The organism is Micromonospora sp. NPDC048063 (assembly GCF_043202855.1).
Lineage (GTDB): Bacteria > Actinomycetota > Actinomycetes > Mycobacteriales > Micromonosporaceae > Micromonospora.
The window spans coordinates 376,784-390,141 of sequence record NZ_JBIDBG010000004.1 but is presented as its reverse complement, the minus strand read 5'-3'; the positions used below and the strand labels follow the sequence as shown (position 1 = coordinate 390,141).

The 13,358-nt window shown below is 75.9% G+C and carries 14 protein-coding genes; 9 read left to right on the top strand and 5 right to left on the bottom strand.

All coding sequences use genetic code 11. The annotated features are described in order from the left end of the window. Positions 1–20 precede the first annotated feature (20 nt). The 7 genes from ACGFZ2_RS13630 to ACGFZ2_RS13600 all read left to right on the top strand — a co-directional run bounded on the left by ACGFZ2_RS13630 (position 21) and on the right by ACGFZ2_RS13600 (position 6,805). A complete protein-coding gene (locus ACGFZ2_RS13630; RefSeq protein WP_393453204.1) occupies positions 21–1,022 on the top strand; it encodes a hypothetical protein in 1,002 nt (333 codons plus the stop codon). A 10-nt stretch (positions 1,023–1,032) separates the two neighbouring features. Then, on the top strand, positions 1,033–3,285 hold the full coding sequence (locus ACGFZ2_RS13625; protein ID WP_393257981.1) for a heavy metal translocating P-type ATPase: 2,253 nt from the start codon (positions 1,033–1,035) through the stop codon (positions 3,283–3,285). A gap of 207 nt (positions 3,286–3,492) precedes the next feature. Beyond that, on the top strand, positions 3,493–3,666 hold the full coding sequence (locus ACGFZ2_RS13620) for a CsbD family protein (RefSeq protein ID WP_357453060.1): 174 nt from the start codon (positions 3,493–3,495) through the stop codon (positions 3,664–3,666). A 181-nt stretch (positions 3,667–3,847) separates the two neighbouring features. Beyond that, complete coding sequence (locus ACGFZ2_RS13615; RefSeq protein WP_393453201.1) at positions 3,848–4,345, top strand: hypothetical protein; 498 nt, start codon at positions 3,848–3,850, stop codon at positions 4,343–4,345. A gap of 139 nt (positions 4,346–4,484) precedes the next feature. Next, positions 4,485–4,841 (top strand): ArsR/SmtB family transcription factor, encoded by a 357-nt coding sequence (locus ACGFZ2_RS13610; protein ID WP_393257986.1) that lies wholly within the window; start codon positions 4,485–4,487, stop codon positions 4,839–4,841. Beyond that, entirely contained in the window at positions 4,838–5,107 is a 270-nt protein-coding gene (locus tag ACGFZ2_RS13605) for a hypothetical protein (RefSeq protein WP_350701618.1), read from the top strand. The genes ACGFZ2_RS13610 and ACGFZ2_RS13605 overlap by 4 nt, the downstream gene beginning before the upstream one ends. Positions 5,108–5,284: 177 nt before the next feature. Next, complete coding sequence (locus tag ACGFZ2_RS13600; RefSeq protein WP_393453676.1) at positions 5,285–6,805, top strand: alpha/beta hydrolase; 1,521 nt, start codon at positions 5,285–5,287, stop codon at positions 6,803–6,805. A 52-nt stretch (positions 6,806–6,857) separates the two neighbouring features. Here the strand turns inward: ACGFZ2_RS13600 and ACGFZ2_RS13595 are convergent, their stop codons facing one another. The 3 genes from ACGFZ2_RS13595 to ACGFZ2_RS13585 all read right to left on the bottom strand — a co-directional run bounded on the left by ACGFZ2_RS13595 (position 6,858) and on the right by ACGFZ2_RS13585 (position 9,834). Further along, complete coding sequence (locus ACGFZ2_RS13595; protein WP_393453198.1) at positions 6,858–8,132, bottom strand: RNA polymerase sigma factor; 1,275 nt, start codon at positions 8,130–8,132, stop codon at positions 6,858–6,860. Next, positions 8,129–8,497 carry a YciI family protein gene (locus ACGFZ2_RS13590; RefSeq protein WP_393257992.1) on the bottom strand — a complete coding sequence of 123 codons (369 nt, stop codon included), beginning with the start codon at positions 8,495–8,497 and terminating at the stop codon, positions 8,129–8,131. The genes ACGFZ2_RS13595 and ACGFZ2_RS13590 overlap by 4 nt, the downstream gene beginning before the upstream one ends. Before the next feature lie 98 nt (positions 8,498–8,595). Further along, complete coding sequence (locus ACGFZ2_RS13585; protein WP_393453195.1) at positions 8,596–9,834, bottom strand: DUF2786 domain-containing protein; 1,239 nt, start codon at positions 9,832–9,834, stop codon at positions 8,596–8,598. A gap of 237 nt (positions 9,835–10,071) precedes the next feature. On the opposite strand from ACGFZ2_RS13585, the gene ACGFZ2_RS13580 reads away from it, so the two are divergent. Both ACGFZ2_RS13580 and ACGFZ2_RS13575 read left to right on the top strand, forming a co-directional pair. Continuing rightward, positions 10,072–10,653 (top strand): RNA polymerase sigma factor, encoded by a 582-nt coding sequence (locus ACGFZ2_RS13580; RefSeq protein WP_393453192.1) that lies wholly within the window; start codon positions 10,072–10,074, stop codon positions 10,651–10,653. After that, on the top strand, positions 10,650–11,459 hold the full coding sequence (locus tag ACGFZ2_RS13575) for a hypothetical protein (RefSeq protein ID WP_393453189.1): 810 nt from the start codon (positions 10,650–10,652) through the stop codon (positions 11,457–11,459). The genes ACGFZ2_RS13580 and ACGFZ2_RS13575 overlap by 4 nt, the downstream gene beginning before the upstream one ends. A gap of 27 nt (positions 11,460–11,486) precedes the next feature. Here ACGFZ2_RS13575 and ACGFZ2_RS13570 read toward each other — a convergent pair whose 3' ends face one another. After that, on the bottom strand, positions 11,487–12,455 hold the full coding sequence (locus ACGFZ2_RS13570; RefSeq protein WP_393453187.1) for an anti-sigma factor RsbA family regulatory protein: 969 nt from the start codon (positions 12,453–12,455) through the stop codon (positions 11,487–11,489). Beyond that, entirely contained in the window at positions 12,452–13,285 is an 834-nt protein-coding gene (locus ACGFZ2_RS13565) for an MEDS domain-containing protein (RefSeq protein WP_393453184.1), read from the bottom strand. The genes ACGFZ2_RS13570 and ACGFZ2_RS13565 overlap by 4 nt, the downstream gene beginning before the upstream one ends. Positions 13,286–13,358 lie beyond the last annotated feature (73 nt).

Genomic DNA, 13,358 nt, shown 5'->3' with positions numbered 1-13,358 from the left:
CGGGGAAACCGAGGCACACCATGAACACGGCGACGAAACTGAGCGGTTTCGTCCTCGGTCTCGCGGCGGTCTTCGGCGCGGCGTACGGGGTCGGCCAGGCGGCCGGCCCCGTGGCCCCGGCCGCCGAGACCGGCCACGACGCCGCGGACGGCCACGGGGACACCGACGGGGCCGGACACGGGGGCGACGAGGGCGGCGCGGCGGCCAGCCTGCCCGGTGGACTGCTCGTCTCCGACCGCGGCTACACCCTCCGACCGGTCGACGCCCCGGCCGGGCAGTTCGCCTTCCAGGTCACCGGCCCGGACGGCCGGCCGGTCACCGCGTACGACGTGGCGCACGACAAGCGCATGCACCTGATCGTGGCCCGCCGCGACCTGTCCGGCTTCCGGCACGTGCACCCCGAGATGGCGGCGGACGGCACCTGGCAGGTCGACTCGCCGCTGGGCGGGCCCGGCGTCTGGCGGGCGTTCGCGGACTTCACCCCCACCGGGGGCGAGGCGCTGACCCTCGGCGTCGACGTGACCGTTCCCGGCGCCCTGACCGAGCGGCCGCTGCCCGCCCCGGCGGCCAGCACGACGGTCGACGGCTACACCGTCACCCTCACCGGTGCCCCGCAGCCCGGCCGCACCGCCGAGCTGACCCTGACCGTCAACCGCGACGGCGCGCCGGTCACCGACCTGGAGCCCTACCTGGGCGCGTACGGCCACCTGGTGGCGCTGCGCCAGGGCGACCTGGCGTACCTGCACGTGCACCCCGACGGCGAGCCGGGCGACGGACGGACGAAGCCCGGCCCCGAGGTGAGGTTCTTCGCCGAGGTGCCGTCGGCCGGCGCCTACCGGCTCTACCTGGACTTCAAGCACGGCGGCGTGGTGCGTACCGCCGAGTTCACCGTCGTCGCCGGCACCCCCACGGGGTCGGCCACGCCGACCGCGACGGGCACCCCGGCGACGCCTTCGCCCGCCGCCACGAGCTCCCCGACCGCCGACGCCGGCCACGGCGCCCCCGGTCACGGGCACAACTGACGGGACCGTGATGACCACCACCAAGCCACTGCAGATGGCACCCAACCAGATCGAGTTGGCGATCGGCGGGATGACCTGCGCCTCCTGCGCCTCCCGGATCGAGAAGAAGCTGAACCGGATGGACGGCGTGACCGCCACGGTCAACTACGCCACCGAGAAGGCCAGCGTCCAGTACGCCGACGACGTCACTCCGGACGACCTGATCGCCACGGTGGAGAAGACCGGCTACACCGCCGCCCTGCCGCCCCCGCCCGCACCCGCCGGCGCGGAGCCGGCCGCCGAGCCCGTGGACGAGCTGCGCGGCCTGCGTACCCGGCTGTGGGTATCGCTCGTGCTCACCGTGCCGGTGATCGTGCTGGCGATGGTGCCGGCCTGGCAGTTCGACTACTGGCAGTGGCTGTCGCTGACCCTGGCCGCCCCGGTCGTCGTCTACGGCGGCCTGCCGTTCCACCGGGCGGCCTGGGTCAACCTGCGGCACGGCGCGGCGACCATGGACACCCTGGTCTCGCTCGGCACCCTGGCCGCGTTCGGCTGGTCGGTCTGGGCGCTCTTCCTCGGCACCGCCGGGGAGCCGGGGATGACCCACCCGTTCACCCTCGACATCAGCCGCACCGACGGCGCCGGCAACATCTACCTGGAGGCGGCAGCCGGGGTGACGGCCTTCATCCTCGCCGGCCGCTACTTCGAGGCCCGCGCGAAGCGGACCGCCGGGGCGGCCCTACGCGCCCTGCTCGAACTGGGCGCCAAGGACGTCGCGGTGCTGCGTGACGGCGTGGAGACCCGGATCCCGGTGGACCAGCTCGCGGTGGGGGACCGGTTCGTGGTCCGGCCCGGCGAGAAGGTCGCCACGGACGGGGTGGTCGACGAGGGCACCTCCGCGGTCGACGCGAGCATGCTCACCGGCGAGTCCGTCCCGGTCGAGGTCGGCCCCGGCGACACCGTCGTCGGCGCCACCGTCAACGCCGGCGGCCGCCTCGTCGTCACCGCCACCCGGATCGGCGGCGACACCCAGCTGGCGCAGATGGCCCGGCTGGTCGAGCAGGCGCAGACCGGCAAGGCCGCCGTGCAGCGCCTCGCCGACCGGATCTCGGGCGTCTTCGTGCCGATCGTGATCGCTCTCGCGGCGGGCACCCTCGGCTGGTGGCTCGGCACCGGGGCGGGCGCGACGGCCGCGTTCACGGCAGCCGTGGCGGTGCTGATCATCGCCTGCCCGTGCGCCCTCGGCCTGGCCACGCCGACCGCCCTGCTCGTCGGCACCGGCCGGGGCGCCCAACTCGGCATCCTGATCAAGGGCCCGGAGGTGCTGGAGTCCACGAAGCAGGTGGACACCGTCGTGCTGGACAAGACCGGCACCGTCACCACCGGGAAGATGACCCTGGTGGACGTGCTCCCGGCGGCCGGCGAGGACCGGGCGGAGCTGCTCCGGCTGGCCGGGGCGCTGGAGGCCGCGTCCGAGCACCCGATCGCCCAGGCGGTCGCCGCCGGAGCGGCCGAGGCGGGCGTGCTGCCGCCGGTGACCGGCTTCGCCAACGTCGAGGGGCTCGGCGTGACCGGCACGGTGGACGGCCGCGAGGTGCTGGTCGGCCGGCTCCGGCTGCTGCGCGAGCGCGGCCTCGACGTACCGGAGGAGGTGGCGCGGGCGGCGACCACGGCGGAGGCCGAGGGACGGACGGCCGTGCTGGCCGGCTGGGACGGGCGGGCCCGGGGCGTGCTCGCGGTGGCCGACGTCGTCAAGCCGACGAGCGGGGCGGCGGTCGCGCGGCTCCGGGAACTGGGTCTGACCCCGGTGCTGCTGACCGGCGACAACACCACGGTCGCCCGCGCGGTGGCCGCCGAGGTGGGCATCGACGAGGTGATCGCCGAGGTGCTGCCCGCCGACAAGGTCGACGTGGTGCGGCGGCTCCAGGGCGAGGGGCGGACCGTGGCGATGGTCGGCGACGGCGTCAACGACGCCGCCGCGCTGGCCCAGGCCGACCTGGGCCTCGCCATGGGCACCGGCACCGACGTGGCGATCGAGGCGTCCGACCTGACCCTGGTGCGGGGCGACCTGATGGCCGCCGTGGACGCGATCCGGCTCTCCCGGCGCACCCTCGGCATCATCAAGGGCAACCTGTTCTGGGCCTTCGCCTACAACGTGGCGGCCCTGCCGCTGGCGGCCACGGGCCTGCTCAACCCGATGATCGCCGGCGCCGCGATGGCCTTCTCCTCGGTCTTCGTCGTCGCCAACAGCCTGCGGCTGCGCGGCTTCCGCCCGGTCGCCTGACCCTGCCCACCGCGCCGCCGGTCCTCCCGGAAGGGGGCCGGCGGCGCGGTCGTCGGGGCGGTTCTCGCCGGACCCTGTTTCCTGACCGCCATGGCCGACACGGGCCCGAGGCGGGTCGCCACGTCGACGGTGGGTGGCCGGGGCGGTTGGGCGGTGGCCGGGCGGGGTACCCCGACCACGTACCGGCACTGCCGATCGGAGGTTGACATGGGCTTCGACGACAAGATCAACAACGCGACCGAGGACGCCGCCGGCAAGCTGAAGGAGGGCGCCGGCCGGGCCACCGACAACGAGCGGCTCGAGGCCGAGGGGCGCAACGACCAGACCAGCGCCAAGCTGAAGCAGGCCGGCGAGAAGGTCAAGGACGCCTTCAAGAGCTGACCCGCGTACGCGGAAACCGCCGGGCCGGCCCTCGCCGGCCCGGCGGACCGCGTGTCGGGCCGCGACGGCCGACGTGTCCCGGGGGTGACCCCGCTCGTTGGCAGGACGACGTCTCGCCGCCCGGCGTCGGTCGACCCCGTGCCGTCCGCCGGACGGCCGAGACCCGTGAACGGGAGGTCCGATGTCCCGATCCGTCGTGTACGCGCGGCGCGCCGCCGCCACCGTGGCGCTCGGGGTGCTGGCCGTGGGCTGCCAGGACGCGCCCCGGGAGGCCGACGCACCGACCGGCGCGTCGTCGGCGGGCCCGACCGCTCCGGCGAGTGCCACCGTGAGCCCGTCCCCGGTGGCCACGACCGCCGCCAACACCGCCGACGTCTGCCGGCAGGTGGACCGGGTCATCCTCACCGGCAGCCAGAAGATCGCCACCGACTCGACGGCCTCGGTCCGCCGTGACCTCACCGGCGAGCAGGTCACCGACCAGCTCCGGCGCAACCTGGCCGACCTGGCCGACGACGTACGCGCCCAGGCCCGCCGGGCCGCCGACCCGCGGATCCGCGCCCTGGTCGAGGACACCGCCGACCGGATCGACGCCGGCTCCCGGGCGTCCCGCCCGGCCGCCTGGATGAACTCCACCTTCACCGGCATCCCGACGCGGTTGACCCGCGAGTGCCACGCCTGAGCCGACCCCTGCGCCGATCTCCGGTGGCTCCGGGGGAGGACCAGGGGGCATCCCCCACCCGTCCCTGAGATCGACCGTCCACTGGTGACGTGCCGGCGATTGACCCGCTAGCGTCCGTTTGCATGTGCAAGGGCTGGTCATGAGCGCTGGTCCGACGGCCACCGGCGACGAACTGGTGCGCGTACTGGCCACGTTGGCCAACCCGCACCGGATGCGGGTGGTCGCCGTGCTGGCGCGACGCCGCGCGTACGTCAGCGAACTCGCCCGCGAGCTCGGCATCAGCCGGGCGCTGGTGCAGGTGCACCTGCGCCGGCTCACGGCGGCCGGCCTCGTGTCCGCGCACCTGGAGTTGTCGGAGGACGGGAAGGCCATGAAGTACTACGAGGTGAGTCCGTTCGCGTACACGCTCACGCCTGCCGCCATCGCGGTGGCGGCCGACACGCTCACCGCCGGATCCGGCGCGGGGCCGGACGAGGACGAGGGACGGCGGGCATGAGCGAGCACGACTGGACCGAGGTGGTCGGGGCGATCGGGATCTTCGCCCTGCTCGTCAGCGTGATCACGGTGACGATCGTGCAGGTCGCCAAGACCCGGCGGGCCCGGGCGGCGGGGGCCCGCGAGGAGGAGTACCGGCGGCTCGCCCAGACCGCCGTCGAGGCCCAGGCGGCCTCCGCCCGGGTGCTGGCGGCCCTCGACGGCCGGCTCGGCGGGATGGAGTCCCGGCTGGTGTCGCTGGAACGCGTCCTGAAGGACGTCGACTAGCGCAGCGGAAAGGCCCCGGGCCGTCGAGCGCCAACTCGACAGCCCGGGTGGAAGCAGCACCACCTCGCCCGTGGGCGAGTTCTCATCGCAACGCTCCTTCGACGGAGAGGACAACATCTCGTGCTGCGCGTACGCAAATCCGCCCCTCGTGGCGGCGACCGACCCCGGGTGCCCGACATCGTGGGCGACCCGGGCCGACAGGACGCGGAGGGCGGACCCCGGCGTCCGCTCCGGCTCCGGGCGCTGGCGCTCGGCGCGACCACCGCGCTGCTGGCGGCGGGCCTGTCGGCGCCCGCGCCCGCCCTGGCAGCCCCACCGGCGCCGGCCGCCGCGCCGGGCATCGCCTGGCAGCCCTGCGCGGAGGACCGCACCGCCGAGTGCGGCACCCTGTCGCTCCCCGTCGACTGGGACCGGCCGGACGGCGACCGGTTCACGCTCCACCTGGCCCGCCGCGCCGCCACCGACCCGGCCGCCAGGATCGGTTCGCTGGTGTTCGGCCCGGGTGGGCCGGGGGACTCCGGCGTCCGGCGGATCCTGCGCAACGACCGGTTCAGCGACGACCTGCGCCGCCGGTTCGACATCGTCAGCTTCGACCCGCGCGGCATCGGCCGGAGCAACCCCGTGCTCTGCTCGGCGGCGCTGCTCGACCGGCAGCCCCAGGTCATCACCGACCAGGCCCGGTTCGACGCCACCCTGGCCGACAACGCGCTGCTCCGGGCGGACTGCCGGCAGCGGACCGGGCCGCTGTTCGACCACGTCGACACCCGCAGCGCCGCCCGGGACCTGGACGCCGTCCGGGCGGCCCTCGGCGAGCCCCGGCTCACCTTCCACGGCAGCTCGTACGGCACCCTGCTCGGCGAGCAGTACGCCGAGGAGTTCCCGCACCGGGTCCGGGCCATGGTGCTGGAGAGCGTGGTCGACCACAGCCTCGGTACCCGGGCGTTCCTCGACACCCAGGGCGCCGCCGCCCAGGACTCCTTCGACGAGTTCGTCGCCTGGTGCGCCCGTACGCCGAGCTGCCCGTTGCACGGCGAGGACGTCCGGGCCGCCTGGGCGGGCCTGTTCCCCCGCGCGGAGCGGGGCGAACTGGCGGACCCGGACCGGCCCGGGGCGACGCTGACCCCGTACGACCTCAGCCGGCTCGCCCAGCGCGCGCTGTACGGCCCGGACTGGGCCGGACTGGCCCGGGACATCGTGGCCCTGCGGGCGACCCCGCCCGCTCCCACCGGGCTCCCGGCCACCGCCGTTGCCGCAAGCGAGGACGCGGTGCGACCGCACGCCTTCGCGGTCTTCTGCGCCGACTGGCACCTGCCGGTCCGCGACCACCGGGAGTACGCCGCCCACCTGCGCCGGATGGCCCGGATCGCGCCCGACGTGCGCTACCCGCAGGCGCTGCTGGCGATCGCGACGTGCCTCGGCACGCCGGCCCCGGTCGCCAACCCGCAGCACCGGCTGCGGGTCCGCACCGACGTGCCGCTGCTGCTCGCGAACACCCGGCACGACCCGGCGAGCGGCCACAACTGGGCGACGAACGTGGCGCGGCAGCTCGGCCGCTCGGGGGTGCTGCTGACCTACGAGGGTTGGGGGCACGGCAACTACACCCGCAGCGCCTGCGTGCAGGACACGGTCGACCGCTATCTGATCTCGGTCGACGTGCCCGCCCGCGACACCCGCTGCCCGGCCGTCCCGGTCGCCTGACGGAGCGCCGGCCGGCGTGCGCCCCGTGCCGCACGTCTGCCGGCGTGCCCGGTCAGCGCGGCTCTCGGCGGGGCACGCCGGGACTCGTCGGTGTCGCCAGCCGGGTGGCGCGCAGCTCCAGGTAGCGCTGCTCCGGCAGGCTCGTCGTGCCCCGGGCCGCCGCCAGGTACGCCGCCCGCGCCGCCCGCGGCTCGCCGGCCAGCTCGAGCAGGTGGGCGCGGACGGCGGCCAGTCGGTGGTGTCCGGCGGTGCGGTCGTCGGCGTCGAGCGGGGCGAGCAGGGCCAGACCGGCGCGGGGGCCGTCCACCATGGCCACCGCGACCGCCTGGTTGAGGGTGATCATCGGGTTCGGGGCGATCCGGGCGAGCAGCCGGTAGAGCGCCAGGATCTGCGGCCAGTCCGTCAGCTCCGCCGACGACGCCTCGGCGTGCACCGCGGCGATCGCCGCCTGGAGCTGGTACGGGCCGGGCGGCGACCACGTCAGCGCCTCGGTGACCAGGGCGATCCCCTCCGCGATGGCGGCGGCGTCCCAGCAGTCGCGGTCCTGCTCGGCGAGCGGGACCAGCTCGCCGGCCGGCCCGGTCCGGGCCGCCCGGTGCGAGTCGGTGAGCAGCATCAGCGCCAGCAGCCCGCTCACCTCGCCGTCGTCGGGGAGCAGCCGGTGCAGCGTGCGGGCCAACCGGATCGCCTCGGCGGTCAGGTTGGCCCGGTGCAGGTCCGGCCCGCTGGAGGCGGTGTAGCCCTCGTTGAAGATCAGATAGAGCACCTGGAGCACGGTCCGCAGCCGCTCCTCCCGCTCCCCGGGCGAGGGCATGCGGAACCGGGCCCCGGCGGCCTCGATCCGCTGCTTGGCCCGGCGGATGCGCTGGCTCATGGTCGCCTCGGGCACCAGGTGTGCCCTGGCGATCTGCGCGGTGGTCAGGCCGCCGACCGCGCGCAGCGTCAGCGCGACCTGCGCGGACCGGGCCAGCGCCGGGTGGCAGCAGAGGAACAGCAGGGTCAGGGTGTCGTCCCCGGCCGGCGGCTCCTCGTCGGCCGGGGACGCGACCGTCGCGTACGCCGGCTCGCGGACGGCCACCGCGACCTCCCGGTCCCGGCGGGCCCGCTCGCTGCGCCACTCGTCGGTCAACCGGCGGCCGGCGACGGTGAGCAGCCAGGCCCGGGGGTTGTCCGGCAAGCCCTGTTCCGGCCACTGCATGGCGGCGGCGAGCAGCGCCTCCTGCACGGCGTCCTCGGCCGCGTCGAACTGGCCGTGTCGGCGGACGAGCAGGCCGAGAACCTGCGGCGCCAGGTCGCGCAGCAGGTCCTCGACGCGCCGTCCGCTCACATGTCCGTCCCGGCCTCGTTCATGACCGCCCGCACCTCCAGCGCGCCGAAGCCCAGCCGTACGTCCGGCCAGCGGCTGGCGATCTCGGCGGCCCGCTCGGGGCCGTCGCAGTCGACCATCAGGTAGCCGGCGAACTGCTCCTTGCTCTCCATGAACGGCCCGTCGGTCACCTCCGGCCGGTCACCGGCCAGCCGGACCGTACGCGCCTGCGACGGGTCGGCCAGCGCCTGGCCGCCGACCAGCTCGCCGGACTCCGTCAGCTCGCGCATGATCTCGTCGACCTCGCCGAAGAGCGCGGTGCGTTCCTGCTCCGACAGCTCCTCGGCGAACCCGGGACGGTTCCAGATCAGCAGCATGTACTTCATCGGGTGCTCCTCGTCGGCTCGGCCGCGCCCATGGTGACGCGTCTTCGGTGAAGGGTCGGAGCCGACCCGCCGGATCCGACAGCGGCGCGGGAAGATTCTCAGCGCCGGCCGCGCACCTGGCGCTTCGGGCTGGGGCCGCCGCCGAGCGAGGCGCGGTCGGCGGCGGAGGTGCCGGACGACCAGCCGTCGGCGTCGCGGACGGTGAGCCGGGCCCGGGTGATGCCGGGGAAGAGCGTGTCGAGGCGTTCGCGCACCGCCTCGGCGCGGGTGGCGAGCACCGGCAGCAGCCGCTCCGGCCCGGCCTCGGTGGCCGCCTGCCGGTCCGCGTCCTCGGTGGCCGCCCGCAGCCGCTCGCCGATCCGCAGCGCGAACGCGTTGAGGAAGGACTCGTCGTAGTCCCGGGTGCGGCGGCCGGCGCCCCTGGCCCGTCGCTCGCCCCGGCCGCGCAGCATCGCGGCGGTGGCCTGCACCAGCAGCGAGGTGTAGAGCAGCTCGACCGCCTCCAGGTCGGCCGGCCAGCCCAGCACGGTGGTGAAGCCCAGGTCGTCGGACCACACCGCCTCGCAGCGGTTCGCCGCCGCCACCTCCTGCACCAGCAGCGCCTTGGCGCCCGCGTACGGGGGGTCGGTGCCGAGACGCACCCCGCCGGGCTGGTCGGCGCGCTCGGCGACGCCGGCCAGCAGCGCCTGGTCGATGCTGTGCCGGGCGATCAGCTCCTGGGCCTTGCCGGTCAGCGCCTCCGCCTCGGCCGGGTAGGTCGTCGACTCCGCCTTGGCCAGCAGCGCCCGCACCCGGTCGAGCATCCGCGACCCGCCGCCGGACCCGCCGCGCGCGGCGACCGCCCCGGTGGCGCCGGGCGGCGGGCGCAGCACGGCGACCGGCGGGAGCCCGTCGACCAGGGCCAACGCGTCGACCGCCGCGCGCAGCGCGGTGAACCGGTCCCACCCGGCGCGGGCCGACCACGCGGCCAGGTGGCCCTCGTCGGCGTCCCACCACACCCGCGCGCCCAGGTCGCGGAGCTGGTCGTCCCACCAGGGAGGCACCGGCCCGGTCAGCTCGCGGCGGTGCGCCGCGAGCGCGTCGGTCACCAGCCCGGCCGACCGGGCACCGAGCCGGCGGATGGCGAGCCGGGCCAGGTCCACCGGCTGCCAGCCGCGCGGCACCAGCCGGCCGACCCCGCGGACCAGGCGGCGCAGGAGCGCGGCGTCGACGGCCGTCGCGCCGTCCGTCGCGCCCGTGCCGATCATCAGCCGGTCCAACTGCCGCTCCGCGAGGCGTACGTCGGTGCCGCGTACCGCCGCGAGGGCGTCGCTGATCAGTTCCTCGGCGTCCGGCACGGCCGCGTCCTCCTGGGGTCTGCTCCGGCGCGTCCGGGAACGATCGTCGCCTGCCCGCCGAACGTACCCCCGGGCCTGCCCGCCGTCCGCCGGTCGTGACGGGTGCCACCGGAGCCGGCTGCGGCGCGTGGACGCGGCGGTCCCGCCCGGCCGGCGCCGGCCGCCGGTTCGGGTGCCGGCGGGCGGCTCGGGTGGCGGCTGCCGCAACAACACCGGGCGACCCGGCCATAGTGGGGTGTGAAGACCGAGACACGGCCCTGCGACGAGGAACTCTGGCCGGCCGTCGCCGCAGGCGACGAGGGCGCGTTCGGGCAGCTCTTCGACCGCCACTCGCGTGCGGTCTACAACCACGCCTTCCGGCTGACCGGCTCCTGGTGCACGGCGGAGGACATCACCCAGGCCACCTTCCTGGTCGCCTGGCGGAGGAGGGACGCGGCACGCCTGGTGGACGGGTCGGTGCTGCCCTGGCTGCTGGTGGTGGCGAGCAACGCCGTACGCACCGAGTGGCGGTCGGCGCGACGGTGGGCGGCGCTGCTGCGCCGCCTGCCGGTCGACCGGCAGGCGGCGGACGACCCGGCGGAGGAGGTCGCGCAGCGGCTGGACGACGAGCGACGGATGAGGGCGATCCTGGCCGCCGCCCGGCGGCTGCCCCGGGCGGAGCGGGAGGCCGTCGCGCTCTGCCTCTGGTCGGGGGTGCCGTACGCGAACGCGGCGGCGGCCCTCGGCGTCAGCGAGGTCGCCGTCCGGTCCCGGGTCAGCCGCGCCCGGAAACGGCTGGCGCGGCTGGTCACCGACGAGAACGAGGAGGAACAGCGATGACGAAGACCCTCGAGCCGCCCGGCGAGCGGGACCTGCCGCCCCGGGTGGCGGACCGGATGCGGGCCGACGTCCTCCGTGCGGTCCGCCGCCCGGCGACCGGACGGGTCCGCCTGCGGCTCGCGGTGGGTGCGACCGCGCTGGCGGTGGTCGCGGCCGGGTTCGCCGTACGGGCGCCCTCCGACGCCGAGACGGTGGAGGTGCTGGCGATGGGGTACGGCGAGTTGTCCCCCTCCCTCCGGGCGGCTGCCCGGCAGTGCCTGGCGTGGAGCCCGCGGGACCCGGACGTGGCACCGACAATGACCGATCTGGCCGTGGCGGCCGAGCGGGGCGACCGCGCTGTGGTGTTCTTTCTGGCCGAGACGGGCTACGTGACCTGCGACGTGCACCGGTCGGCGGGCGCGGAGGTGTCGGGCGGGCTCTCGATCGACCGCTGGCCCGCGCACGACCTGCTCCCCGGACCGGTGCAACGACTCCTGCTCACCTCCACGAAGCGGTCCGGTGGCGACGTGACGGTCAGCGGCCGGGTCAGCTCCCGGGTCGCCCGCCTGGTGCTGGAACACGGCGACGGGAAGACCACCGCCGCCCGGATCTCCGATGGTGTCTTCGCGGTCATGACGGTCGGCGCCGACCTCGACGAGGACGGGGCGCAACTGGTCAGCTACGACGCCGCCGGCACCGAGATCGACCGCCGACGGTTGTTCCAGCCCTCGGACGAGTTCGACCACTGCTACGTCGACCCCGCCGGCACGGTGGTGTACGGCCGGCCCGGCGGTGACTGCCGACCGGCCGAGCCCTGGGGGCGGTGACGCCGCGGCCGGCAGGGCGCCGGTGGGTCAGTGGGCGGCGTGCGGGTTCCCGGCCGTCAGCCGGAGCGTGAAGCCGTCGCCGTCGCCGTCGCGGTGCCAGGTCACGTGGCTGCACGACTGGTAGGTGATCCACAGGCCCAGCCCGCCCGGGGCGCCGCCGGACGCGGGGAGCAGCCCGCAGTACGGGTCCCCCGGCCCGTCGCCGCCGTCGCGGACCGTCGCCACGATGCGGTCGTCGCCGGACCAGACGCGCAGCAGGACCGGCGGCCGGCCGTGGCGCAGCGCGTTGGTGACGATCTCGCTGACCGCGACGACGAGATCGTCCACGTCGTCGGCCGACATTTGGCCCCGGTCGGCCTTGTGCACGGCGGCGCGCGCCTCGGCCGCCGTCGGGTCGGTCAGCTCGACGACCGGTGGCTCCACCTGGAGGGGGTCGGGCACGACCGGCCGGGTCTCCCGCAGGTAATCCGTCGGCGACGTCCAGGTCGTGCTCGGCACGTGCCGGCCGTCGGCGGTCGCGAACCGGGGATGCGTGCGGGCCACGTCCGCCAGCACCTCCGGCGGCGTGCACCGGGTGTCGTACGCGCACATGCTCCACAGCGGGAAGTCGTCGTAGGCGTGGTTGATCGCCGACTCGTACCGGGCCCACCAGTCCCACGTCGCGTCGAACGCGGCCGGGGGCACCTCGCCGAGGATCCGGATCTGCCGGGCGCCGGCGGCCACCTGTGCCGCGAGGAGTTCACGGTATAACCGGATGGCGGAGGCGGGCCGGGCGTAGACGTCGCCGCCGGGCAGGAACTCGACCCCGCAGCCGGCGGGCAGCGCCGAGCGGACCAGCGCGCCGGTGCGCTCGCCCAGGGCCACGTAGGTGGGCTCGCCCGCCTCGACGCCGCCGAGCAGGAACGGGACCACCACGGCGAGCAGCTCGTCGTCGGAGTCGTACCGGACGGCCTCGTGGTAGTAGCCGTGGTGCTGGGCGGCGGCGCCGGTCCTCATCGCGCGACCGCCACCCGGATGCCGGGCAGGTCCAGCAGGTCGACCAACCGGGCCGCCGCCGAGCGGGAGGTGCGCAGCACGGCGGTCGCGCCGCGGCAGCGCGCGTACTCGGCGAGGTGGGTCAGGGCACGGTGGTCGAGGAAGCGCAGCCCGGCCGCAGACAGCACCAGCTCACCGTCGGTGGGGCGCAGGTCGGCGCGGTCCAGGGCGGTGCGGAACAGCTCGTGGTTGGACAGGTCCAGCTCGCCGGCCAGCGCGGCGTGCCCGTCGGCGGGCGGGACGGCGTACAACCGGAACAGCACGTCGTCGACGTTGCTGGCCGGGTGCATGCAGGCCAGCTCGGCGACCGCCCGGTCGCCCAGCCCGGGTCGGTGGTAGGCGCACATGGCCGAGAACGGCCGGGTGCGCATGTAGCGGTCGACGAGGTGCTCGTAGCGGGTGAAGCTCTCCAGCTGGGCCGGGGTGCGGACCAGCTCGGTGGCCTCCGCGGCCACGCGCAGCCCGGTGTGCCCGGCGGCGAGCGCCTCGTCGGTGGCGGCCGCGTAGGCGGCGACCTGCGTCGGTGGGTCGACGACGTGGCCGTGCGAGTAGGTCGGGAACAGGGGGACCACGGCGGCGGCGCCCCGGCGCACGGCGGCGGCGAAGCCGGGCAGGCGGTGCAGCCGGTCGGCCACCGCGTCCGCGGGGTGCGGCGTGACGTACCAGACGCGTTCGCCGGCGGCGAGGCCCGCGAGCAGGTAGCGCTCCGCCCGGGCGGCGAGCGACCCCAGGTCCTCGTACGCCCAGCAGAGGTGCCCCCGCGGCGCGGCCCGCCGCTCTTCGCCGATCACGCTGATTGCCCCACGGCAACCAGTGTAGGTCGTCGGGAGACGGGGCCCCGGGGGCCCGAACTGCCCGGCCGGT